This window comes from Brachyspira murdochii DSM 12563 (assembly GCF_000092845.1).
In the GTDB taxonomy this organism is placed as follows: domain Bacteria; phylum Spirochaetota; class Brachyspiria; order Brachyspirales; family Brachyspiraceae; genus Brachyspira; species Brachyspira murdochii.
The window spans coordinates 2,122,464-2,146,883 of sequence record NC_014150.1 but is presented as its reverse complement, the minus strand read 5'-3'; the positions used below and the strand labels follow the sequence as shown (position 1 = coordinate 2,146,883).

At 27.4% G+C, this 24,420-nt stretch carries 17 protein-coding genes; 7 read left to right on the top strand and 10 right to left on the bottom strand.

Annotation, left to right across the window (positions count from 1 at the left end; translation table 11 throughout):
* Window positions 1–78 precede the first annotated feature (78 nt).
* The 5 genes from ileS to BMUR_RS09465 form a co-directional block, all read right to left on the bottom strand.
* Complete coding sequence (gene ileS, locus BMUR_RS09485) at window positions 79–2,850, bottom strand: isoleucine--tRNA ligase (protein ID WP_013114345.1); 2,772 nt, start codon at window positions 2,848–2,850, stop codon at window positions 79–81.
* A 454-nt stretch (window positions 2,851–3,304) separates the two neighbouring features.
* Window positions 3,305–4,210, bottom strand: a complete 906-nt coding sequence (locus tag BMUR_RS09480; protein WP_013114344.1) for a hypothetical protein — start codon at window positions 4,208–4,210, stop codon at window positions 3,305–3,307.
* Window positions 4,211–4,226: 16 nt separating this feature from the next.
* Window positions 4,227–5,303, bottom strand: a complete 1,077-nt coding sequence (locus tag BMUR_RS09475) for a hypothetical protein (protein WP_013114343.1) — start codon at window positions 5,301–5,303, stop codon at window positions 4,227–4,229.
* Between the two features lie 21 nt (window positions 5,304–5,324).
* On the bottom strand, window positions 5,325–5,720 hold the full coding sequence (locus BMUR_RS09470; RefSeq protein ID WP_013114342.1) for a hypothetical protein: 396 nt from the start codon (window positions 5,718–5,720) through the stop codon (window positions 5,325–5,327).
* Window positions 5,721–5,729: 9 nt separating this feature from the next.
* Window positions 5,730–5,993 (bottom strand): YtxH domain-containing protein, encoded by a 264-nt coding sequence (locus BMUR_RS09465; RefSeq protein ID WP_013114341.1) that lies wholly within the window; start codon window positions 5,991–5,993, stop codon window positions 5,730–5,732.
* A 445-nt stretch (window positions 5,994–6,438) separates the two neighbouring features.
* Here BMUR_RS09465 and BMUR_RS09460 point away from each other — a divergent pair, with 445 nt between their 5' ends.
* The 7 genes from BMUR_RS09460 (at window position 6,439) to BMUR_RS09430 (ending at window position 18,961) form a co-directional block, all read left to right on the top strand.
* Window positions 6,439–6,951, top strand: coding sequence for a PaaI family thioesterase (locus BMUR_RS09460; protein WP_013114340.1), 513 nt, complete (start codon window positions 6,439–6,441; stop codon window positions 6,949–6,951).
* 207 nt (window positions 6,952–7,158) lie between these two features.
* Complete coding sequence (locus BMUR_RS09455) at window positions 7,159–11,013, top strand: AAA domain-containing protein (RefSeq protein WP_013114339.1); 3,855 nt, start codon at window positions 7,159–7,161, stop codon at window positions 11,011–11,013.
* Window positions 11,014–11,048: 35 nt separating this feature from the next.
* The gene (locus tag BMUR_RS14345) at window positions 11,049–13,496 is read left to right on the top strand and encodes a PIN domain-containing protein (protein WP_013114338.1); all 2,448 of its coding nucleotides are present in this window, start codon (window positions 11,049–11,051) and stop codon (window positions 13,494–13,496) included.
* Window positions 13,497–13,510: 14 nt separating this feature from the next.
* Window positions 13,511–14,650, top strand: a complete 1,140-nt coding sequence (locus tag BMUR_RS09445; protein ID WP_013114337.1) for a hypothetical protein — start codon at window positions 13,511–13,513, stop codon at window positions 14,648–14,650.
* A gap of 12 nt (window positions 14,651–14,662) precedes the next feature.
* On the top strand, window positions 14,663–16,141 hold the full coding sequence (locus BMUR_RS09440; protein WP_222832555.1) for an AAA family ATPase: 1,479 nt from the start codon (window positions 14,663–14,665) through the stop codon (window positions 16,139–16,141).
* 365 nt (window positions 16,142–16,506) lie between these two features.
* Entirely contained in the window at window positions 16,507–17,082 is a 576-nt protein-coding gene (locus BMUR_RS09435; protein ID WP_013114336.1) for a 4Fe-4S single cluster domain-containing protein, read from the top strand.
* An 85-nt stretch (window positions 17,083–17,167) separates the two neighbouring features.
* Window positions 17,168–18,961: a glycosyltransferase gene (locus BMUR_RS09430; protein WP_013114335.1), complete on the top strand. Its 1,794-nt coding sequence runs from the start codon at window positions 17,168–17,170 to the stop codon at window positions 18,959–18,961.
* A 103-nt stretch (window positions 18,962–19,064) separates the two neighbouring features.
* On the opposite strand, the gene BMUR_RS09425 is transcribed toward BMUR_RS09430, so the two are convergent.
* From BMUR_RS09425 to BMUR_RS09405, 5 genes are all read right to left on the bottom strand, one after another.
* Window positions 19,065–19,328 carry a hypothetical protein gene (locus tag BMUR_RS09425; RefSeq protein ID WP_013114334.1) on the bottom strand — a complete coding sequence of 88 codons (264 nt, stop codon included), beginning with the start codon at window positions 19,326–19,328 and terminating at the stop codon, window positions 19,065–19,067.
* 73 nt (window positions 19,329–19,401) lie between these two features.
* Entirely contained in the window at window positions 19,402–20,571 is a 1,170-nt protein-coding gene (locus tag BMUR_RS09420) for a M20 metallopeptidase family protein (RefSeq protein WP_013114333.1), read from the bottom strand.
* Window positions 20,572–21,033: 462 nt separating this feature from the next.
* Window positions 21,034–22,209 (bottom strand): acetyl-CoA C-acetyltransferase, encoded by a 1,176-nt coding sequence (locus tag BMUR_RS09415; RefSeq protein ID WP_013114332.1) that lies wholly within the window; start codon window positions 22,207–22,209, stop codon window positions 21,034–21,036.
* 104 nt (window positions 22,210–22,313) lie between these two features.
* On the bottom strand, window positions 22,314–23,276 hold the full coding sequence (thiL, locus tag BMUR_RS09410) for a thiamine-phosphate kinase (RefSeq protein ID WP_013114331.1): 963 nt from the start codon (window positions 23,274–23,276) through the stop codon (window positions 22,314–22,316).
* A 56-nt stretch (window positions 23,277–23,332) separates the two neighbouring features.
* Window positions 23,333–24,226: a restriction endonuclease gene (locus BMUR_RS09405; protein ID WP_013114330.1), complete on the bottom strand. Its 894-nt coding sequence runs from the start codon at window positions 24,224–24,226 to the stop codon at window positions 23,333–23,335.
* Window positions 24,227–24,420: the final 194 nt, after the last annotated feature.

Genomic DNA, 24,420 nt, shown 5'->3' with positions numbered 1-24,420 from the left:
AATTAAAAATAAATATATAAAAAAGGACAGCCATTATACACAGCTGCCCTTTTAATATTTAAATAATTATATTATTTTTTATTTAACCGCTTCAGCACATCTAGTACATAACTCTTTATGCTCGCTGTCTTCGCCTACACTCTCATAATGTCCCCAACAGCGAACGCATTTTTCATGGCTTGCTTTCTCTGTCTTAACAAATGAGACTCCGCCTTCTATAAATGTATCATCCTTGCTGTCTGAAATTGTTACTTTACTTACAATGAATACTTCGTTTAAATATTTTTGATATTTTGTAAGCAAGTCTTTTGATGATGATTCTTTAGGGCATATTGTTATATAAGCCTCTAAAGATTTACCTATAGTATTATTATCTCTAGCTCTTTCAAGAGATAATAATACATCATCACGTACTTTAAGAAGTGAAGCCCATTCTTGCTCCAACTCTAAATCAATCAAGCTATCATCAGCTTTAGGATATAATTCCAAATGTACAGAAGAAGCATTTTCTCCTTTGTAGTATCCCCAAACCTCGTCAGTTGTGAAAGGAAGTACTGGAGCTATAAGTTTAACTAATACATCTAATATTTCAGCAAGTACAGTCTGAGCACTTCTTCTTGAGAGAGAATCTTTTCTATCGCAGTATAATCTGTCTTTTATAATGTCAAAGTAAGTAGCAGAAAGCTCAACTACACAGTAATTTATAAGTCTTTGATAGAATAAATGAAACTCATAACCCTCGCAGGCTTTATCAGCAACTTTTATAAAACTATGAAGTCTTGATAATGCATATCTGTCTACAGGAAGCAAATCTTTAACTTCGATATTTTCTTTGCTGTAATCAAAATCAGAAATATTTCCAAGCAAATATCTGAAAGTGTTTCTTATTTTTCTGTAATTGTCAGCAATAGCTTTCATCATATTATCGCCAACGCGTGCATTGTGAGTAAAGTCTTCACTTATACACCAAAGCCTTAATATATCAGCACCGTATTTGTCAATAACTTCTAAAGGCGAAACAACATTACCAGCACTTTTATGCATAGCTCTGCCTTGTTCATCTAAAGTCCAGCCATGAGTAACAAGCTCTTTGTATGGAGGAATTCCTCTTATAGCCATAGAAGGCCAAATTGCAGCTTGAAACCAGCCTCTGTATTGATCGCCTCCCTCTAAATATATATCAACAGGAAAAACTCCGTCCAAATCTTTATTGGTTTTCTGTGCAGCAAATGATGATACACCAGAATCAAACCAAACATCCAAAATATCCTCTTCTTTACCAAAATCAGAAGAACCGCATTCACATTTAGTGCCTTCAGGAAGTAAGTCTTTAGGCTCTAATTCAAACCATACGTCCATTCCTTTAGTTTTTACTATTTCAGCAAAATGTTTAGTAGACTCAGCAGTAAGCAAAGTTTTTCCGCAGTTTTTACAGTAGAATGCAGGTATAGGAACACCCCAAGAACGCTGTCTTGATAAACACCAGTCTGGACGATTTTCAAGCATCTTTCTCATTCTGTCATGTCCCCAAGTAGGATACCATTTAATATTATCTAAAGATTTAACAGTTCTTTCATCTATATGATCATGCTTCATATCCATAAACCACTGAGAAGTAGCTCTGAATATCAAAGGATTTTTACATCTCCAGCAAATAGGATAACTATGTGTAACTTTCTCTTTATAGAATAATGAGCCGTTATTTTCAAGTATTTCAATTACTTTAGGATTAGCATCTCTTACTTTCATGCCTTGCATTTCTGGAAACTCGCTTGTATATCTGCCAGCTTTATCTACAGGACAATATATATCAAGTCCGTAATTAACGCCTGTCTGATAGTCTTCCATACCATGACCTGGGGCTGTATGAACAACACCAGTACCAGCAGTAGCCTCAACATAATCAGCAAATACAACAGCAGATTTTCTGTCTTTGATAAATGGGTGAGCTATTTCAAGTTTTTCAATCTCTTCTATCGATACTGGAATCATATCTCTGCCTTCTGCTTTCATATCTTTTTTGCCAAGAACAGTATCAACTAGGCTTTTAGTCATTATTGCATATCTTCCGTCTATTTCAACAGCCACATAATCTAAATCTCTATTGAAAGCACAAGCCATATTTGAAGGAAGTGTCCAAGGAGTAGTAGTCCATATCATAACATCAACATTGCCGTCTAATTTATCATTGATTTTATTTAATACTGGAAATCTCACATAAACACTTGTAGAAGTATGATTATCGTCATATTCTATTTCAGCAGCAGCCAATGCTGTTTCACAGTCCATACACCAGTGAATAGTTCTAAGTCCTTTGTATATATATCCTTTCTCTACAAGTTTAGCAAATACTTCAACTATTTCAGATTCATATTCAGGCGACATAGTAAGGTAGGGATTTTCCCAATCACCCATAACACCAAGTCTTTTAAACTCTTTTCTTTGAATATCAATATATTTCTGAGCATAAGCACGGCATTTTTTTCTCATTATAAATTTAGAAGTTTCTTTATATTTATCTCCCAAACTTTCCTGCACCTTTAATTCTATAGGCATACCATGACAGTCCCAGCCCGGAACATAAGGTGAATCAAATCCTTTAGCAGATTTATACCTTACAATAATATCTTTAATAATTTTATTTAATGATGTTCCAATATGAATGTCTCCATTCGCATAAGGCGGTCCATCATGTAAAATACATTTAGGAGCACCTTTTCTTAATTCTCTAAGCTGTTGGTAAAGTTTTTCTTCGTCCCATTTTTTTATTATTTTGGGCTCTTTTTCCTTCAAACCTGCTTTCATAGGAAATGCAGTTTTAGGCAGATTGATAGTAGAACTATAGTCCATCTTAATTTTTGCTCCATTAATTAGATTTTCTTAAATAAAATTTTTATTATTTTATAAAGATATATAATTTTATACTATAAGAGAGAATTTTACAAGTTTTATTTTATTGAATGCATATAATAATTAATTATCACAGATTTCTTATATTATATATATATTTAATGCCTATTAGTATTATTTTAAACTTACACTTTCGCGAAGCGTACCAATGAAGTCCAGCAACTCGCCACTCTGTGTGCTAAGCGTGAAAAAGTTGAATAAAAAAATTACTGACAAAGAATTTTCAGTATATATTGAAAACTCAAAATACTTCAATGCCTTGTTTTTGAGAGATGCAATATTAATAAAAAATAAATATATAGATGTTTGGCAAAGTTTTTATTTTTTATTTAATCAACTTTTTTCAGCAAAAACCAAATAAAAAATTGATAAACTTACAAATTCTACGAATTAATTATTCTTCTTTCGGTTTTATTACATGCCACCAGTCCCATTTAGGTGAATAAAACATATATTCTATAGAAAAATTAAATTCTGCTGTATTAGGAGCATTTGCTGTTCCATATACAGTTTTCTTATATGATGTTGTCATATACAAAAAGTCCGATATTGTAGCTTTAAATTTTACAAATATATCTATATAAGATAAACTAGCTTTTTTATTATATGGAAATATATAATTAACTCCAGTATACAATGTTATAAAAGGCGAAGTTATTATTTCTATTGCTCCTGATATTTCTCCTATATTGAGGAAATCTTCTTTTATATTATCCCTTGTATCTAATGTATAAGCAAATAAGAAGTTAACAGGTATTACTTTAGGAACTCCTGCAATCATTATTGTAGCATATAAGTTAAAAGGATCTTTAACATCAGAATATGTATGAGTGTCTTTCATAAAGCTATAGCTAAAACCTACTTTAAGCCCTATAGATAAATACCAATCTAAAAGAGTCGCTTTCATAGTTGCATTTATAGAATCAAAACCAAAGCTGTCTGTCATATTTGTAGCACTTGTTATATCGTTTCTATAGTCCTGTCTTTGATAAGTGAACCCTGTTGATATGCCAAGTTCCAAATATTTAATAGGTCTTATTTTAAAATAAGGCATAAATGTAAAATATAAGTTTCTTCTGCTTATATTTTCATTATAAGGATCTAGAGTATATAATCTTCCATTCATAAACCATGCATTATATTCGGAAAATATTCCTCCAATACCTGCTGAAAACATTTTATTTTTTTGTATAAGAGGCGATACATCAAAATCAAAATCATTTCTTCTTGCAAAAGAAGTTTGAGAAAAACAGAGCAATATAAACAATATAAAATATACAGCAGATAATCTATTTCTCATAAACTTTTGTCTGGAATTATTTTTTTAATAGTAAATCAAGGTTCTTTTCTATACTGTATCTGTATCGTAAATCAGTAACTAATATTTGGTACTTCTGCTGAGTTTTAGCCTCTATAACCATAGTCTCCAAAGCTTTTTGAGCATCTGCATATGGAAGAGAGTCTATATTATACATTTTTCCATACTGCTCATATGCTAAATTAATCTCTTCTTCTGTAGGTTTAGGTATTGTTGATCTTATAGTTTTATCTATATAATTAGCCGTAACAGCACTTCTCGTTAGAAAATTTTCTATAGCTTTAGCCTGAGGCGTATCATAAAATCCTGTTTTTTTAGCCTCATACATCATAATTTCTCTTGCCACAAAAGCCTTAAACATACCGTCTCTTGCCTGTATTCTTAATGCAGCGGGTATATTTGCCCCAGCCTGTTTTATAGACTCATTAAACATATCATTAAACTCTGATAATGGAACAGTGCTGTCATCTATAGTGATACAAGGATCTGAAGTAACAGAGTATTTCAAATTATAATTAGTTTCAGCAGCGGCTATTATTTTGTCATATTCATTACGCATACGTTCTTGAAGTATCGTTGTTTCTATATCCATAGCTACCTGCTCATATGTTACAGCCCTGCCTACAGATGCCTGTATTCTTGCTTTATTGTCATTAAAGAATTTTCTCTTTTCAGCATCAGTAACAACAGCAAAATCATCTGCCACTTTTTCCTGCATATAAAGCTGCGATAACTGATTATCTCTTTCTTTTGAGATTAAAGTTAAAACATCTTCATCTTTATCATAACCTTCTGCTGATGCTTTCATATAAACAAGTTCCTGTTCTATAAGCTGAGATGCAAACTGCCATAGCTGAAAATCATTTGTAAGAAGAAGTTCTGCTGCTTCAGCTGGTGCCCCTCTAAAAATCATAAGATTTGATATTTCAGACATACAGTCTTGAGCTGTCATTATTTTTTTTACATTACCCTGACCGTCTTTTATCCTAATTACCCAATTAGTATCTTCAGAGTATAAAAGTAAAGAAAAGAAAGTTATGGAAAAAAGTACAAAAAATATTTTTCTTATTATCATAATAAAGCAAAGTCCTATTCATTAAAAGTCATCATCATCTGTATAATCTTTTTTATTTTTACTGCTAAATAGATTAAATATAGATTTAAATATATTGATAATACTGAAATTATTAGCAAATTCTCTAGTCATTATATTGAAGTTATTAACACTGCCTGATATGCTGTTAATAACTTCATGGATATTATCCAAAGTACCTTTAGCCTTATTCGCACTTTCATCTGCTGTACTGGCTATATTATTAATTTTTTCACTAATAGATTCAATATTTTCTAATATTCTATCAAATCTATTAGTGAATCTAAAATATCCTGCAAGTAAAACAAAAAATATAGCCAACACCAATATAAGTGTAGCTATTGCTATAAAAGCTAAAGAGATAGCTATAACATTAATTTGAAATGTAATATCTTGCATAATTATTTATTATTCTTCTGCCTCTTCAGCAGTTCTTTTTTTTCTTTTTTCAAGAAAATCGTTAGTTTTTTCCTTACCTTTTTCAACTAATTCTGAAGTTTTCAAAACGCTTCTATGGTAAATATCATCTACTTTATATTTTATATTGTCCATAGTTTCTTTGATATCTTCTCTAGTTTCCTCACCTGCTTTTGGAGCGAATAACACACCTAATGCTATTCCGGCTGTTAAACCTAATAAAAAAGAAAACATACTTGACACTTCTTTAGACATAATAATATCCTCCTAGTTACATAACTTATTTTTAATATTAAATTTAATTTACGTTTTTGTCAACCAAATAAAAGGTTTTATAATGTTTATTTTTATAAAACTGATAAATATAGAAATAGTGATATTATAATTGTTTCAAAAATACTTGAAAAGATTTATTTTAACATTACAAACATTATGTTTTACATGTTGTATAAACGCTGGTATTTAAGCATATCTACTGTAGTAGAACATAATTATTATTTTAAACAATACATAACTAACTTTAGCCGCAGAACTTCATAACATATTAAAAGAACTGGCAGCTCAAGCAGTAAAGCATGTTATAAATTTAAAATAATATATTTTAATTACTAAAATAGTTTTGAAATAAGTATATTGTATTTTTGTATAAAAGTATTAATATGTAGTTTAAAATATAAAATAATTATAGAGGTTTTTTTAAATGGAATTAAAAGTATTAAATAAACAAAATAATTCAAGAATGTGTCTTGTATGCGGATTTAAAAATGATTTGAGTTTGAAAGCTGAGTTTTATGAACTAGAAGATAAGTCATTATGTGCTTTAGTAACATTTAAAGATGTGCATCAGGGTTATCCTTCAAGAGTTCACGGCGGAATACTTGCTGCCATTTTAGATGAAACTATAGGAAGGGCTATGATGCCTTATACAGGTGAAGATAAATGGGGCGTTACTATGACTCTTACTACAAAGTATAAAAGACCTGTGCCTATCAATGAACAAATTAGAATAATAGGAAAAATAACTTCAGGAGATGGAAGAATATTTGAAGGCGAAGGATATATACTTCTTAATGATGATAAAGTTGCTGTAACTGCTAAGGGTACATATATATGCATGGGGTTAGAAAAAATAGCAGAAATGGATCCTAATAATGAAGAGGACTGGTTTGTGGAAAAAAAAGAAACTGATCCTGAAATTATTAATCTGCCTTAAAGATTAATTTTGTATAAATAGCATTATACTTTTTAATTAAGTATGTAAAAAATATTGAAAATAATCATAATATACCATATACTAAATTTAATAACGCTTTAGGGTTAAATATATCTTCTTATTAAAATAAAACTATTATGCTAATTGATTAAATAATATTATTATAATATATCTTAATAATTTTAATAATTAAAAGGAATAAAAAATATGGCTGATGGAAACATATATTTAAGATATAGAGATAAAGATGTTGTAAGGCTTAATTCCAGTATAAAAGAAATAGAAAAAAACTTTCCTGATATTTTTCAAGGTATAGGAGATAATAAGCGTAAGTTAGAATATTTATTAAGAGAATGCTTTTTAGAGGGTTATAATAATACTTGTTATTTTACAAATGCATCGCATACCTATACAGATAAAAAAGGTGATAAAAGAGAATCAAGAAAATTATATTTAAGACCTAGAAAAAACAGATTTTTAGAAGATAATATCAGCGATGATTTAACTTTATCTTTCAGAGGATACATAAAAGAAGGGTTTTTTGTTATAAATGAAATATCTATTATTGGTAATTATGAAGGAGAAAAAGAATTTGAAAAAGAGATAACTGTTATACCTTATCATACCAATATACCTTCAGGCTATAGAGGCGAATATTTAAATGATTTAATAAATACTACAAAATCTATAAGAGAGCATTTAAATAACAATCTTATAAACTGGAAATCTTATTTAGATTGGAGAGAAGAACTTGTAAAAATAAGATTGGTAGGTATAAAATATTTTTATTATTACTATAATGAAGAAAAACAGCTTATAGTATTTCATTTAGTATCTCCTTCAAAGGCGGATTTTGACAAAATAAGAAAGTACTTCAGAAGAGAAAGCATAAAAGTATTTGATAATGGATATTCTACAGACAGATGGATTTTTCGTTTTAATGAAAAAAACAGAAGTTCAAAAAATGCAGTAAGTTTAGGTAAGTTTTCTATGATAATAAAAGAAATGTCATCTAAACCTTCAGAAAAGGAAATAGAAGAATTAAATAAGCAGTTACAAAATAAAAAAGAAAAAGGAATTGATTTTATAATACCTGAAAATATTAGAGAAGATATAGAAGCTGTTTCTGATAATCCTTATTTTATAGAGATGGCATTTGAATTAGATGAAGATACTTTAGATGATACAAGAGATTTATCAAAAGAAGAAATAAGGCAGTATGTTGATGAAAATATATTTAAATATTTTAATGATGACGGTTTTATAGCATTATCTGCAGTAGGTGATTTTGCATTGATAAGAAGGCTTAGAGAATCAATAGCAAGTTTGGAAAGAGATGAGGGATACTGTCCCAATCTAGCATTATGGCTTTTTGATATTTCAAAGGCAGAAATACCAAATATTAATAGTGTAAAAATAGATAAATGGCTAAATAAATCAATAGAAAATAACAGAGAACAAAATATTGCTGTAAGAAAGATGCTTGCAACTAAAGATGTTTGTCTTATACAGGGACCTCCGGGTACTGGAAAAACTACAGTTATAGCTGAGGCAATATATCAATTTGCTTTAAGAGGTGAGAGAGTATTAATAGCTTCCCAGACAAACTTAGCTGTTGATAATGCATTAGAAAGACTTGCAAAAGAACCTATTATAAGAGCTATAAGACTTAATGCAAAGAAAAGTACAGAAGATATAGCTCATATGACTGAAAATAAAGTATTAAGTTTTTTCTTTGAAAATATATCTGACAAATTAAAAAATGAATACTTAAATAAATGGGAAGAAAGCGAGAAACTTGCAAATAATTTGGACTTTTATTTAAGAGATATTAATCAGTATACTTCAAGAATAGAAATGCATACAAATAAATTAAATAATCTAAAAGAAGAAAAAGATACTCTGAACAATCAAATAAATGAGATTAATAATATAAAAAATAAAAATAATGACTTAAATAGAAGAAAACATCAAATTAATCTTTTTAATAAATTTATAAAAGAAAATAATGATGCAGACTTTGTACTACCTAAAGATTATATTAACTTAATACTAGATAATATAAATGATGAACTTCATTCTTTAGAAAATATAAAAATTGATGTTCTTAATCTTAATTTAGATAATATGTCAGAAGATATACTTACAAAAGGCATAAAAGAAATATATAAAAATATTAATTATTTTTATGAATTGAAAGAAAATATAGCATCTTCCAGCTGTACTGAAGAGTTGCCTGAAAGTATACTTTTAAAAAGTAAAATGAATGAAATAAGAGATAAAATGAGTGATGCTGATATATCTGATGACGATTATGAGAAACTTTCAAAAGAGTTTAGAAATATAAAAAAAGAGATATCGCAATTAAAAAACAATAGCTTTGAATTAAAAGAAACATATAAAGCATTATTAGATGAAAGTATAATAAAAGAATATAATGATACTAAAAATACTAATATTATAAAAGAATGTATAGATAAAAATATTTTAAAAATAGAGAAAATAAAAAATGTATTTAATAATATAGAAGAATATTCAAATACTTATAAATATTCATTAAAAGAAGAAGATATAAAAGAACTTGAAAATAATTTTAAATCATTACAAGGCAGAATAAAAATAATAGATGAAGAAGAAATAAATTTAAGAAATAGTATAAATGATACTAACAAAAAAATAAGAAATATAAAAAAAGAAACGAATATTCCAGAAAATACTCCAAACAGTGAAATATATAATGTATTATCTTCAAAAAGAGATGAAGCTAAAACTCTTTTAGAAAGTCAAAAAGAGTTTAGAGATAAATTTGGCTCTTTTATAAAAGATTTTAATGAAAGATTAGAACATGTAGATATTAATTATGAAAATGAATATTTTAAAGATACATATATAAACTCCTGTAATGTAGTAGGAATGTCTTGTACAGAAAATATAAAAATATTGGAAGATAAAGGTTTTAACGCTTTTGATGTTGTAATAATAGATGAGGTAAGTAAGGCAACACCGCCGGAATTATTAATGCCTATGCTTAGGGCAAAAAAAGTAATACTTGTAGGCGACCATAGACAGCTTCCGCCGCTTTTCGGAGAGTATGAGAAATCATATAAAGAGATTATAGACACCATAGAAGATACTGATGAAAATAAACAGGTAAAAAATATTCTTACAGAAGAAAATTTTAATAAATATGAAAACATGGTAACCTCTTCAATATTTAAAACCTATTTTGAGCAGGCACCTAAAGAAATAAAACATTCATTATTAACACAGTTTAGAATGCATAGCGATATTATGGAAATAATAAACAGATTCTATGAAAACAGATTGAATGCTGGTATACCTAAAGATAAAGAAGATGAAGTTAAAGCTCATCAATTGGAAATAAAAAGAACAAACGGACTTTCATTTATTAAAAGAAATAGGCATGCATATTGGATAGATTCTTCTGAAATAAAATTATCTCAAAATAAAAAAGCTCCTATATATGAATCAACTACTCAGACAAGCACTTCTATTCATAATGTACTTGAGGCATATATAGTAATAGAGTTATTAAAGCAAATAGCTTCAGAATACAAAAAAATGAATTTAGAAAAAAAAGTTCAGGTTGGTGTTATAAGTTTATATCAACTGCAGGTTAATAAAATAAGAGCTATGTTAAAAAATGAGAGAAGGAAATTCGATTTTTCTGCTATAAATATAGATATTAATACCGTTGACAGATTTCAGGGTAAAGAAAAAGAAATAGTAATAGTAAGTTTAGTAAGAAATCCGCAGACTGGAAAATCAAAATCTAAACATATTACTGCTTTTGAAAGGGTAAATGTTGCTTTTTCAAGAGCACAAAATGCTTTAATAATAGTAGGTGCAAAAAATATGTATGAAAAATTAGATGTTGAACTTCCTAATATGGATAAAAAAGGAATAACAAAAAGAAAAGTATATAAAGAAATACTTGAATATTTGTATAGAAATGCCTGCGTTTTTGAAAGCGATACTGTAATAGATTATAAAAGAGCAAATACAATATTAAATGAATATAACAACAGTTCTAAAAGATAGATAATAGATATATATAATAATAGAGGAAATAATTTATGGAAATATCATCAATATCTTTTTCTAAGCCTTATATTGAGTATAATTCTATTGTATACCATTTTACATCAAGGAAATCTGCTGCTATAGAATGGCTTATATTGGAATTAATAAACAGATACAGTAATGAATATAGCTCTATATCTATTAAAACAATACTTGAGGATATGCTTTTTATACCAGATACAGATTCTTTGGTACTGCCTTCACTTATAGAATTAATTAATTTAAGAGCTGTAGAAAGCGATTTTTATATAAATGAAAATACATCTTTAAGCAGTATTTTTCCATCTCAAATAAGGCTTACAGATTTAGGAAAAGAACTTCAGTCAAAAGGATTGATACCGGGAAAAGAGGCAGAAGACAGTGTAGTTTTTATTTATGATATAATTAGTAATAGTTTAGAGCTTGAAAATAAAATTATTTTTCAAATTAATCCTACTGGTATTAAATTAAGAGATATATCTGATAATAATTTTGTATTTGATGAAAATAAAGCTAAAATGATATTAGAAGAATTAAAAAATAGAAATAAATTCTCTTGGCTTCATCCTACTTCAGAAATAAGAAGAATTGACAGAGGTTCTCTGCGTGTTATTTGGATAAAGTTTAATGACAAAATAAATTTACTTGAAGATGGTAAAATAGAATTAAAAGATAAAAAAAATGACAATAATTTTAATAAATCATTAATAGAAAATATAAATAATATAGAAACACTCAAGAATAACTATAGCAGCAGTATTAAGTTAAATAATTTTGACTACAGTAATTTTTCTAAAATACTTGATATATATGAAACTTCAAAAATTGATGAAAAATTAAAAAATGTATTAGGAAGTAAAGATTTTGTTATAGTAAATAAAAAACTATATGAAAAAGATAAAATAAAAACAAACTCTAGTCTTTTATTAGTATATGGAAGCGATGATTTTTCTATAGATATAAAAGATAAAAAAATGACTTTATATATTGAAGATGACATGATATTAGAAAACTGCATTGCTTTAAATAAAGATAAAACTAATGTATGTATATCAAATTTTAGAGTTCATAATGATTTCGGAGATGGTGTTATTAGTTTAGGATATTCTATTTCTCATCAAATTGATTTTAATGAAATTTCTTCAGAGTTAATAAATAAATACCAGATAAAAGATGCAAGGATATTATTGATATCTTTAATGATAGGAGGAATTGAAGCATTCAGAAATAATGTTTTTAATTTGTTTAATATAATAGAAAACTTTGATGATGCTTTAAACTTTATATCAGATATAATTAATAATGCTAAAGCTTTAAAATTAGATGATAATCAGGCTAAAAGTATTATTAATCATATATTTTCAAACAATAAAAAAGTTAATGATATAAAAACTATAAACTTATTAATATCATATTTGATGACTATAGTTAATAGAAAAACACTTGATAATAATTCGATTTCAAAATTATATTTAAGCATCATTAAAAAAAATAATATAAAGTCTTTAGATTATAATGATTTAAACAAATTATTTGATTATCTAAAACATATAAAGGTAGAAATTAAAGATATTGACAGCGTATCTAAAAACTTATATCAGAATGCATTTATTGATATGATGAAAAAATATATGTCTGATACTGAATACAGATTTGAAGAGTTTTCATCTATAGAAAAATCTATTAATAGTTTTGCTAATAATATAAAAAGTATAGAAGAAAGTTTGAAATTAAAAACAGGAGATATTTATAATAATATATCAGCTTCATCTTTAAGTTATAAAATAATAGAATACTATAAAACCTCTAAAGATAAAATACTTAATAATTTAAATAATATAGATAAAATATTAAAAGATATATCATCAAAACTTGAAATCACCGAAGAAGACTTTAAAAATAATGGTATAATCAATACAGCATTGGAGAGTATAAAGTCAGCAGTTTATAAACTCAATGATAAATCAATAAATAATTTCAGTAAAGTTTATGCTGTTGATACAAATGTGCTTATTAATGAACCTAAAATATTTGATTATATAGATAGTAAAACTCTTTTAATAATACCAATTACAGTTATAGAAGAATTAGATAAATTAAAAGATAAGTCAGATGAAAATATACAATTTAAAGCTAGAGAAGCTATAAGAAATATAGAAGCTAATAATAATAAAGCAAACATAAGAAAAGAAGATTATGACAACAGCATACTTCCTGAAGGTTTTGATAAAAATAAAAATGATAATAAAATATTAGCCGCTGCAATGAAGTTTTTGGCTAAAGATGTCGTTCTTATAACAGATGATAATAATTTAAAAGTTAAAGCTGATTCTCAGAGTATAAAATATATTTCTTTAGAAGATTTCAAAAATAATAATTTGAATAAGAAAGATGCAAATCAAATAAATAATAATCAAAATAAAAATAATAAAAAAAAGAAAAATAAAAAAGATAAAAATTAAAGGCGGGGGGAATTATGAGCCAAGAGCATCAATATAGTTATAGATTGGAAAGAGAAAAACAAAAAAAATTAGAAAGAGAGAATTCCATAAGAGATGTAATGAATGCTATTATAAGACATAAAAAGGCTATACAAAATATTATTAATGAAGGACTTAATAAATATGTATCCTTACAAAATATAAACATAGAAATTCAAGACATAGAAAGAATTGTTAGTTCCGATCCTTTAGCAGCAAGAAATTTAAGTTTCATAGTAGAATCTGATATAAATTATTTGAGAAATGAGGCATTAAGCAGAAAAAGAGAAGAAGAGAGAATAATAAGAGAGCAAAAAAATAAAAATAAAGAGGCTCTTTTGGATTATTTCAATAAAACTATAATGAGTATAGATGATATCATCTTAATTGATTTTGCCAGAGATAAATTTGATAATTTAAGAAATGAATTATTAAATGATGAAGGCGTTACAGACAGAGAGATGAATGTTTATAGTCAAAAAATAGAAAGCAGAGTAAAAAATATTATAGATGAAGCTAATTCAAATGCAGGCGAATGGAGAGCAAAAAAAGAAAAAGAGAGAGAAAAAAGAGTATTGCAGACAAAAATAGAAGATATTGAAGATAATCTAAAAAAAGAAAATATAGAAAGTAAAGAGAATATTGAAAAAAGGGATAAATTATTAAAACAGATAGAAGCCGCAAAAGCATCTTTAAATAGTGATAATGTTTCAGAAAATATTGAAAGCATAGTAAAAGATGTTGAAATAATAGATAAAGAAACAGAGGACATACGAATAACAGAAGAAGTAAGAAAAGATGTTGTAAAATCTATAATAAAATCATTAAGAGGAAATGAGTTTGAAGTTTCAGCACCAGAACTTATAAAAGATGATAATGAATCAATAGTAAAAATTATAGCTAAAAAACCTTCTGGAAAAAGGGCTGTTTGTAAAGTAGGACTTAATGGAAAATTAGAATATACATTTGATAATTATGAAGGTTTAACATGCGTTAAGGATATAGATAATTTTAATAAAGATTTAGAAGAAATTTACTCTATAAAATTATCAGACAAAAAAGTATTGTGGGAAAATCCTGATAAAATATCTAAAGGAGCTTTGGATATTAATAATACAGATAAAAGAACATTATAAGGAGCTTTATTTATGGAAGAGAGAAAAATTGATTTATGGATTGAAAGGTTTATAAGAGATTCTAAATTAAAAGGCTCTATTATTTTAAGCGGAAACTCTTCTGATATAATAAGAAATAGAAAAACTGGAAAGTATGAATATATTTCAAATTATATTATTAAACTCTTAAATGAAGAAAGTAAATTTAATAATGTTATAAAATGGGATAGAGTTGACGGCATTGATTATGATGTTTCAAAAATATCTAATTTAACATTTTCTAAAGAGAAGACAAATCAAGCTCCAAGTAATATTTATGATTTGGGCGATGATTTAGAAGATAATCAAAATAATAATCAAGGACCTAAATATAAAGATATTAATGAGTTTTTTAATTATGTACTTCAGCAGATAAAATCAAAAGCAAATAATAAAATTTGTTTTATTATAGATTATTCTGATTATATATTTGGCTCTAATGCTTCTTTAAGTGAAAATGAAAGAAATTGGCTTGCTATAATAGGAAAGGCTTTAAGAGAATCTATGAATTATGATATGTTCGATAATGATTTTAAAGAACAAAAAAGATCTATAATCATAATTACAAATAAACTTTCTACAATACCTTCATCATACTATTTAAATAATCCTGATGTAAGCTCTATTAATATACCTTCTCCGGGAAGACTAGAAAGAGAAAGTTTTGTATTAAATAATGAAAGTTTAATAAGTTTAGATCCTCCATTAGATGAAAACAGAAGAAATGATTTTATAGATTCTTTGGAAGGATTCAAACTTAAAGACATAGCACAGATAATGAAACTTTCAATGCAGACAGAGCCCAAACTCAGTGCAGATAAAATAATTAATTTATATAAATACGGAGAGAAAAAAAGTCCTTGGGAGGATTTAAGTAAAAGTAAATTAGCTAATATAGAAAAAACTTTAGCTTTAAGAGTAAAAGGACAAGATGAGGCTATAGAAAAAGTAAAAGATGTAATAATAAGGGCGTTTACAGGTTTTTCTGGAATACAGCATTCAGCAAAACAAAAAAAGCCTAAGGGGGTATTATTTTTTGTAGGTCCTACGGGTGTAGGTAAAACAGAACTTGCAAAATCTTTGGCTGAGTTTTTATTTGGAGATGAAAATGCTTGTATAAGATTTGATATGTCAGAGTTTAATCATGAACACAGCGATCAAAGACTTGTAGGAGCTCCTCCGGGATATGTAGGCTATGAGGAAGGAGGTCAGCTTACTAATGCTATAAAAGAAAAGCCTTTCAGTGTACTTTTATTTGATGAAATAGAAAAAGCACATGGAAGAATACTTGATAAATTTTTGCAAATACTTGAAGACGGAAGATTAACTGACGGTAAAGGAGAGACAGTATCTTTTTCAGAATCTGTTATAATATTTACTTCAAATATAGGGGCAAGTGATATAGATTATAGTACTGATAAAAAGCAGGTATATCAAAAGTTTTTAGAGCATGTAAAAAAAACATTTTGTTGAAGAGTTAAAAAGACCAGAACTTTTAAATAGAGTTGGAGATAATATAGTACCTTTTAATTTTATAGACAGTGCAGATTTCCTTAATAATATAGCAAGAGGCAAATTTAAGTATATAGAAACATTTATTAAAGAAAAATATAAAGCTGAAATAAAGTTTGAAAATGAGGAGAGTGCATATTCAGCGATATCTAATGCTGTTGATATAAAAAATGGAGGACGCGGAGTTTTAAATGTAGTTGAAAGTAAAATACTAAATCCGATTTCTAATTTTGTATTTGAAAATATAGATTCTCTTCAGGGAAGAACTATAAAAATTGTTCAGCTTAATCCTAAAAGAGCAGATTTTGATTTTGAATTAGAATAATATGTTATTAAATATCAATAGTATAAGAGAATGTAGCAAATCTGAAGGTATAGGTAAAAGATTTGCAATATGGACACAAGGCTGCATGAAAAGATGCAGAAACTGCTGTAATACTCATATGCAGCCTATTATAAAAAAACATATAATAGATTGCGATGATATTATAGAACAGATAAAATACAGCAAAGAAAATTATCATATAGAGGGTATTACTTTGCTTGGAGGAGAGCCTATACTTCAGTCTAAAGGACTTGCCTATATAGCCAAATGGTGCAGAGAAAATAATTTATCTGTAATACTTTTCAGCGGATATACTTTAGAAGAAATTAATGCTTCAAACTTTGACAGAGCTTTAGAATTATTAAAATACACTGATGTATTGATAGATGGTGAGTATATTGATGAGCTTTATGATGAAGAAAGAGGTTTTATAGGTTCATCTAATCAGAAAATATATTTTTTTACTGATGTTTATACTCAAAAAGATTTTGATAATTATAAAGGATATATTTCTTTGGAGCTTATTATAGATAATAATACTATAAAAATAAATGGCTGGCCTTCCAATTTTAAATAATAAAATATTTTGATATATTTACAAAATATTATAGTTTTTGTATAATATCTAAAAAATACTTATAAGCCGTAAAGAAGTTAAAGTTATGAAGATAAAAGAATTAGTCTCTATATTAGTACCAGTATATAATATAGAAAAAGAAATAGAAAAAAATATTAATATACTTATAGATAAAGTTTCTCCCTTTTTAATGAACTTTGAAATAATTATTTCCGATGACGGAAGCAGTGATAATTCTAAAAAAGAAATAAAAAAATTATGCTCCAACTTCCAAAAAAATAATAAAAACCCAAACTTAAAAAATATAATAGGCATTTATGCTATAGAAAATCAGGGAAAAGGACATGCTTTAAAAAGAGCATGCGAAGTTTCTAATGGAGAGTATATAATATTTTGCGACGGCGATATGGAAATAGATCCATCGCAGCTTGAAAATTTTTTTGTGATTATGCAAAAAGAAAATGCTGATGTTGTTATAGGCTCTAAAAGACATAAAGATTCTGTAGTTAATTATTCTAATATAAGAAAATTAATATCTTTTATATATTTTATGTTTGTTAAAATATTTTTTCATCTTCCTATACAGGATACTCAGACTGGATTAAAACTTTTCAAAAGAGATGCTATTATAAATATTTTCCCTAGAATATTGGTAAAGGCTTTTGCTTATGATTTGGAAGTTTTAGCTGCATGCAATTCAAACGGTAAAAAAATAGTATCGGCACCTGTTATAGTTAATCCAAACAGGCATTTCGGATTTATTAAATTTTCAGTATTATGGAGAACTTTTATTGATACTTTGGCAATATTTTATAGGCTTAATATTGTTCATTTTTACAGAGATTTATTTTCTGAGCTTAAAGAAAAACCTCTTGTAAGTATTATAATACCTCTAAAAAAAATTAATGACTATATAAAGGAAGAAACAGAGTATTTACTTGAACAAATATATACCAACTTTGAAGTGATAATACTTCCAGATAAATATACTGATGATGAAATTAATATAGAATTATTTAAAGACAAAAGAATTAAAATAATAGAAACAGGAGAGTTTCCGCCTGCTATAAAAAGAGCAATGGGAGTAAAAAAATCAAATGGAAGTATATTGGCATTTTTAGATGATGATACATACCCAGAAAAAGATTGGCTTTTAAATGCATTAAGGGCAATGGAGAGTAAAAAAGTTTATGCTCTTGGCGGACCTGCTGTTAATACCAATAAAGATAATTTTTCAAAACAGATAAGCGGACTTATTTACAGTTCAACACTTATGAGCGGAAAGCATAAGGCTAGATATATACCAGATAAGGTTCAGTATGTTAATGATTATCCAAGCTGCAATTTTATTATCACAAGAGAGCTTTATGATAAGGTAGGAGGCTTTGACAGTGAGTATTGGCCTGGTGAGGATACCATACTTTGCAATAATATTATGAAAGCGAATGAAAAAATATTATATACTCCAGAGGCATTGGTTTATCATCATAGAAGAGATTTATTTTTTGGACATTTCAAGCAGTTAAAAAATTATGCTTGGCATAGAGGGTATTTTGTAAAAAGGTTTGGAGGCAATTCTTTGAGTTTGTCTTATTTTATACCTTCAGTATTTTTACTATACACTATATTTGTACCTTTTGCCTTATATTTTGATTTGCCTAAAGTTTTAAATACTTATATATCAGCAATTAATAAAAACATATTTTTAGCTTTACTGCTTTTTCCTCATAGTTTTTACCTGCTATGTTTGATAGGCAGCTGGATTAGTACATTATCTCCTATAAAAGGTTTTTGTAAGGCTATAGGTATATTTTTATCGCATTTAACTTATGGATTTTTCTTTATAAAAGGTTTTATATCAGGTTTTATAAAAAAATAAACAAAAGTATTAAACTTTTTAACTATTCAATTTTTTTATTATAATCAATATACTATAAAAACAAGACAATATTTTATGTATTTAGTATAAAATATTATTTTCTTTATTCTAAATCCATAAATGATAATTCCATTTTACTTATTATATTATTAATAGCTGCAATTTGTTCACTATTTATAGTATAGTTATTAGGGTTTGTTTTTATTTTTTCTAGCAGTTCTACTGATGAAACAAATAATGCTTCGCTTAAAGAATCATCAAGCACAGCACCTGAATATAGTAATTCTTTTATTTGAAGAGAATTATTTAGAAGACTATTATCGTCCAAATTTGAAATGATATTTGCTAATTCTTGATTAATTGACATAAATAAATCCTTTTTTACATGCTATATAGTAGTATATAAAAATAAATGCCGAAATCAAGTTCTTATAAATATATCAGCTATTTAAAAAGTTGTAAGCCCAATTTGCCATAAGTTCTGAAGGCATATTGAGTTTGTTTTCTTCTATCTCAAATTTACTGTTATGATTTGGTATTTTTTTATCAGTAACAGTTGAAAATAATGCAAAACAGCCTTTAATTTCTTTTGTATAGTAAGAAAAATCTTCTCCAGCCAAACTAGGTTTATAATATTTATTCCATACAGCATCTTTTGAAAATATTTTTAAAGCTTCATTTTTTATGCTTTCTGTTATTTCTTTGTCATTATATGTAACGCAGGAATATTCTATTATATTTATTTCGGCTTCACCACGCATTGACTGTGCTATAAGTTTTGATTTTTCTTCTATTCTTTTTATAAAAAACTCACGTACATCATTGCTGAAAGTTCTTATAGTTCCTTCTATTTCTACAGAATCGGGTATAATATTGAATGCACTTCCTCCGTTAATCTTACAAAGAGATAATATAACAGTTTCGCTTGCCTCTATTTCTCTGGTAATTATTGTCTGAAGGGCATTTATTATTTCAGCTGCCATAACTATAGGATCACTTCCCACATGAGGATAAGCCCCATGTGTCCCTTTTCCTTTTATTTTTATAACTATTTTATCGGTAGATGCGAGTATTGGACCTTCCTGTATAACAAAAACACCATTAGGAGCTTCTGGTGCAAAACTTCCTACATGCACTCCGAATATTGCTTCTACATCTTTGAGGGCATTTTCTTCTATCATTATTTTAGCACCGCTTCCAGTCTCTTCCCCCGTCTGAAACAAAAATTTAATATTTCCTTTAATTTTATCTGCATTATCATTAAGTATTTTACAAGCACCTAAAAGAATAGCGGTATGAGCATCATGTCCGCATGCATGCATATTACCATTGCAGGATTTGTATTCAAAATTTGTTTCTTCTTTTATAGGTAAAGCGTCCATATCAGCACGCAATGCTGCTGTTTTTGTATTATTTTCACCTGTTATATAGGCTATTATTCCAGAGTCTTTTTTATTTTCTGTGTATTTAATATTTTTAAAGTTATTGAGCTCATTTATTACAAACTCTTTTGTTTTAGGAAGATAATTTCCTATTTCTGGTATGCTGTGAAGATGTCTTCTGCATTTTATTATATAATCCAGTATTTCTTTAGAATCGTATTTAAGCATAAAAATATTTCCTTTATTTATAAGTATAAATTATCGTCAAATATAGGTCTTTATTAGAGTTATTTTTTACATATGTTTATATTGTTGTATACAAGTATGTATGATTAGTTTTCAACAATTACATATAAAATTGCTTTTAAATAAATATTATAACATATTTTTATTGTTGACTTTTAAATATATTATATTCCTTATTAACAATGGATAACATTATAAACCAACAATCTTTACTTTTTTTATCATAGGTATGTCATTAGGTATAAGTATAACTATAGAATATTTTGAAACATTAAAGGTTACTAGATTTCCTATATCAATACTTACAATATGTCTTTTATATAGGATTAATAATGAATGCTATTGGAAGAGTAATATCAGAAAACAGGAGATTTAAGTATAATTATGTAAAATAAAAAGGGCTAAAACAATTAAGCTTTAACCCTTTTATTATTATAAAATTTATTACATCTCTACAACTAAAGCAGTACCCATACCGCCGCCTATACAAAGTGTAGCAAGTCCTCTTTTATTTCCTCTTTTTTTCATTTCATATAAAAGAGTAGTAAGTATTCTAGCTCCTGAAGCACCTATAGGGTGTCCTATAGCAATGGCACCTCCATTAACATTAACTATATCCATATTAAACTTTAACTCTCTTGCAACGGCAATAGACTGAGCAGCAAAAGCCTCATTACTTTCTATTAATTCCATATCTTCTACTTTAAGATTAGCCATTTTTAGAGCTTTTCTGCTTGCTTCTATAGGTCCTATACCCATTATTCTAGGTTCAACACCATGTGTAGCATATCCCAAAATAGCAGCCATAGGTTTAACTCCTAATTCTTCTGCCTTTTCTTTAGTCATTAATACTAAAGCAGAGGCAGCATCATTAATACCAGAAGCATTTCCAGCAGTAACAGTACCGTCTTTTTTGAAAGCAGGTTTTAATCTAGCTAAAGTTTCCATAGTTGTACCAAAAGTAGGGTGTTCATCAGTATCAACTACTATTTCGCCTTTTCTAGTTTTTACTGTAACAGGCACTATTTCATCTTTAAATCTTCCGCTTTTTATTGCAGCTTCTGCTCTGTTCTGACTTCTGCATGCAAACTCGTCCTGCTCTTGTCTTGTAATGCCCCATTGTTCTGCAATATTTTCAGCGGTAACTCCCATATGATAATGTTCAAAAGCACAAATAAGAGCATCATTTAAAAGAGTGTCTTGCATCTTAGTTTCACCCATTCTTGCTCCCATTCTCATACCTGTTGAAGTATAAGGAGCCATGCTCATATTTTCTGTACCTCCAGCTACAACTACATCAGCATCTCCTGCTTTAATCATCTGTGCAGCCATTGATACTGCTCTAAGTCCAGAACCGCATAGTATATTTATTGTTAGTGCAGGCTTATCTACAGGTATTCCTGCATTTATAGATACTTGTCTTGCTGCATTTGGAAGAAGGGCTGATTGTATAACGCATCCGAAATAAGTTTCATCAACTTGTTCTGGTTTGATATTTGCTCTTTTTAAAGCCTCTTTTACTGCTATGGTTCCTAATTCAACGGCTGATGTATTAGAAAATGAGCCTAAAAATTTACCCACAGGCGTTCTAACAGCACTGGCTATAACTACTTCTCTCATATTTTCTCCTTTAAAAAACTGTTTTAATATTATTGATTATAGTATAGTAATTAAAAATGGATTTTACAAGTTTATTTATCTTTTTATTAATATTAACTAATAATTTAATAATGTACAAAACCCAATGAATCAAAATGTACTTCTTTATTATTACTGTCTATAAACTTTATAAAGTTTTTAGAATATTCTTTTACAATGCCTATTTTTATTAAATTATTTTCTTCTGGTATATCGTCTTTAGAAGTGAAAATAACAGCATAATCTTCTCCGCCAGTAAGAATGGATTTTAATACTTTATTTTGTTTGATTTCTTTAGTTTCTTTATCAAAAAATCTATTAACTAAAAACCAATTGGAAGATTCGTATATTTCTATAGTTTTATTAGAGTTTTCAGCAATATGAGATGCATCTTGCAAAAGTCCGTCGCTTATATCTATAGAAGAGTTTATTTTGTATTTTTTTATAATTTCCTGCCATTTATCATAAAAAAGTGTCGGTCTTAAATGCGTTTTTATACTTTCATCGTTATAATCATAATTACCTTCCAAAAGTTTTTTAAGCCCTAAATCACTTTCGCCTACAAAACCTAATACATAAACATTATCATCTGTTTGAGCATTGCTTCTGAGTATAGATTTATTTTTTTCTATAATGCCTATCAATGTTATGGATATAAAAAAATAATCATTTGAGCTTGTAGTATCTCCTCCTGATATTTCTATATTATAAGGTTTGCATGCATCTAAAAAACCATTGTACCATTCAAGTATATTTTCATCATTAATTTTTTTGGGTATAGAAAGTGATATGAATACATTTTTTGGATAAGCTCCTTTACATATAATATCGCTAATATTTGCCTGAGCAGACTTATATCCTACATCATAAAAAGAGTAATATTTTAAAGAGAAATGTATATTTTCTACTAATATATCAGAAGTTACCAAAATATCTTTACACTGGCTTATATCTTTTATAACAGCACAATCATCGCCTATATTTAGATTATTTGTATTTTTATATTCTGTTAATTTTTTTATTTTTTCTATAAGTTTGAACTCTTCCATAAAATATGTTTCCGATTTTTTTAGTTTTGACTTATTATAGCATATGCTAAAAACTTTTAAATTATAACATCATAAATATTTCTAGTTTCAAGCACTTTTACTCCAATCTCATATTCACGCATATATTTAGCAAGTCTGTATCCGTTTATAAGTATTATTTTTACATCTTTTAATTCTTCTACAACCTTTTTAGCCTGCGGAGTATAATCGGAAGTTGTTATAAATATCCCTCTGTTTATACCATTAACATTTTTAAGACCATGAGCAAATTTTGTTATTTCAGTATCATTAACTTTACTATTTTCTTTATAGCATTTGCATTGCACGCCTATAATATCAAAACCGAATTTATCCATAGTAAGTGTACCGTCTATTCCTCTGTCTCCGCTTCCTCCAGTTCTATACTTTTTACCATATCCCATTTTTTCAAGCAGTTCCAAACATATATTTTCAAATTTAGTGCCTTTATCAACAGAGCTTTCTCCCATACTTTGAAGTCTATCAAGTATATCTTTTTCTACGCTTTCATAATACTCTTCAATGCTTTTTTCTATTTCGTTTCTATTTTCATCTTCTGTTTCTTCAATATCGTCCATATCATCATTTGAATTGTTTCTGCTGTTTTCTAAATATGGTGTTTTTTCTTTTAACGTTTTGAAATCAAAGTTTGGATTTTCTTCATAGAATTTTTTTCCGAAGTCAGTTATTTGATATACCCCTTTATCTACATTTTCTATTAACTGAGCTTTTTTTAATATGTATAAAGACCAATGTACCCTTGAATTAAATTTATTATAACCATTTTCTGATATGATACTAAAGTCTTCATCAGATGTATTGGTATACTCTTTTAATTTATCATATGTATCTTTTCTATGCATTGGTTTATTTACTTCATAGAAAAATTTTAGTACATATTTATCATAATCTCTATATTTTTTAAGTGCCATAATAAAAAAACTCCTATATTTATAAAAAATCATACTTTAATGATATGTTTCTTACAACATAGCCTATACGCTTTTAAAATTTTTTAATAATTTCTGATTACGTCAAAAAAGCTGCTAAATATCAAAACTGACAAAATAAAATCTTTTTAGTATATATCTAAATAAACAAAAAAGTTATAGCCCACTTTACAATG

What these genes read in the sequence shown, in the direction of transcription:
- BMUR_RS09440 (WP_222832555.1), top strand. Translation starts at nt 14,663, where the DNA reads ATGGAAGAGAGAAAAATTGATTTATGGATTGAAAGGTTTATAAGAGAT.
- BMUR_RS09415 (WP_013114332.1), bottom strand. Translation starts at nt 22,209, where the DNA reads ATGAGAGAAGTAGTTATAGCCAGTGCTGTTAGAACGCCTGTGGGTAAA.
- ileS (WP_013114345.1), bottom strand. Translation starts at nt 2,850, where the DNA reads ATGGACTATAGTTCTACTATCAATCTGCCTAAAACTGCATTTCCTATG.
- BMUR_RS09420 (WP_013114333.1), bottom strand. Translation starts at nt 20,571, where the DNA reads ATGCTTAAATACGATTCTAAAGAAATACTGGATTATATAATAAAATGC.
- BMUR_RS09475 (WP_013114343.1), bottom strand. Translation starts at nt 5,303, where the DNA reads ATGATAATAAGAAAAATATTTTTTGTACTTTTTTCCATAACTTTCTTT.
- BMUR_RS09480 (WP_013114344.1), bottom strand. Translation starts at nt 4,210, where the DNA reads ATGAGAAATAGATTATCTGCTGTATATTTTATATTGTTTATATTGCTC.
- thiL (WP_013114331.1), bottom strand. Translation starts at nt 23,276, where the DNA reads ATGGAAGAGTTCAAACTTATAGAAAAAATAAAAAAATTAACAGAATAT.
- BMUR_RS09425 (WP_013114334.1), bottom strand. Translation starts at nt 19,328, where the DNA reads ATGTCAATTAATCAAGAATTAGCAAATATCATTTCAAATTTGGACGAT.
- BMUR_RS09455 (WP_013114339.1), top strand. Translation starts at nt 7,159, where the DNA reads ATGGCTGATGGAAACATATATTTAAGATATAGAGATAAAGATGTTGTA.
- BMUR_RS14345 (WP_013114338.1), top strand. Translation starts at nt 11,049, where the DNA reads ATGGAAATATCATCAATATCTTTTTCTAAGCCTTATATTGAGTATAAT.
- BMUR_RS09445 (WP_013114337.1), top strand. Translation starts at nt 13,511, where the DNA reads ATGAGCCAAGAGCATCAATATAGTTATAGATTGGAAAGAGAAAAACAA.
- BMUR_RS09405 (WP_013114330.1), bottom strand. Translation starts at nt 24,226, where the DNA reads ATGGCACTTAAAAAATATAGAGATTATGATAAATATGTACTAAAATTT.
- BMUR_RS09430 (WP_013114335.1), top strand. Translation starts at nt 17,168, where the DNA reads ATGAAGATAAAAGAATTAGTCTCTATATTAGTACCAGTATATAATATA.
- BMUR_RS09465 (WP_013114341.1), bottom strand. Translation starts at nt 5,993, where the DNA reads ATGTCTAAAGAAGTGTCAAGTATGTTTTCTTTTTTATTAGGTTTAACA.
- BMUR_RS09460 (WP_013114340.1), top strand. Translation starts at nt 6,439, where the DNA reads ATGGAATTAAAAGTATTAAATAAACAAAATAATTCAAGAATGTGTCTT.
- BMUR_RS09470 (WP_013114342.1), bottom strand. Translation starts at nt 5,720, where the DNA reads ATGCAAGATATTACATTTCAAATTAATGTTATAGCTATCTCTTTAGCT.
- BMUR_RS09435 (WP_013114336.1), top strand. Translation starts at nt 16,507, where the DNA reads ATGTTATTAAATATCAATAGTATAAGAGAATGTAGCAAATCTGAAGGT.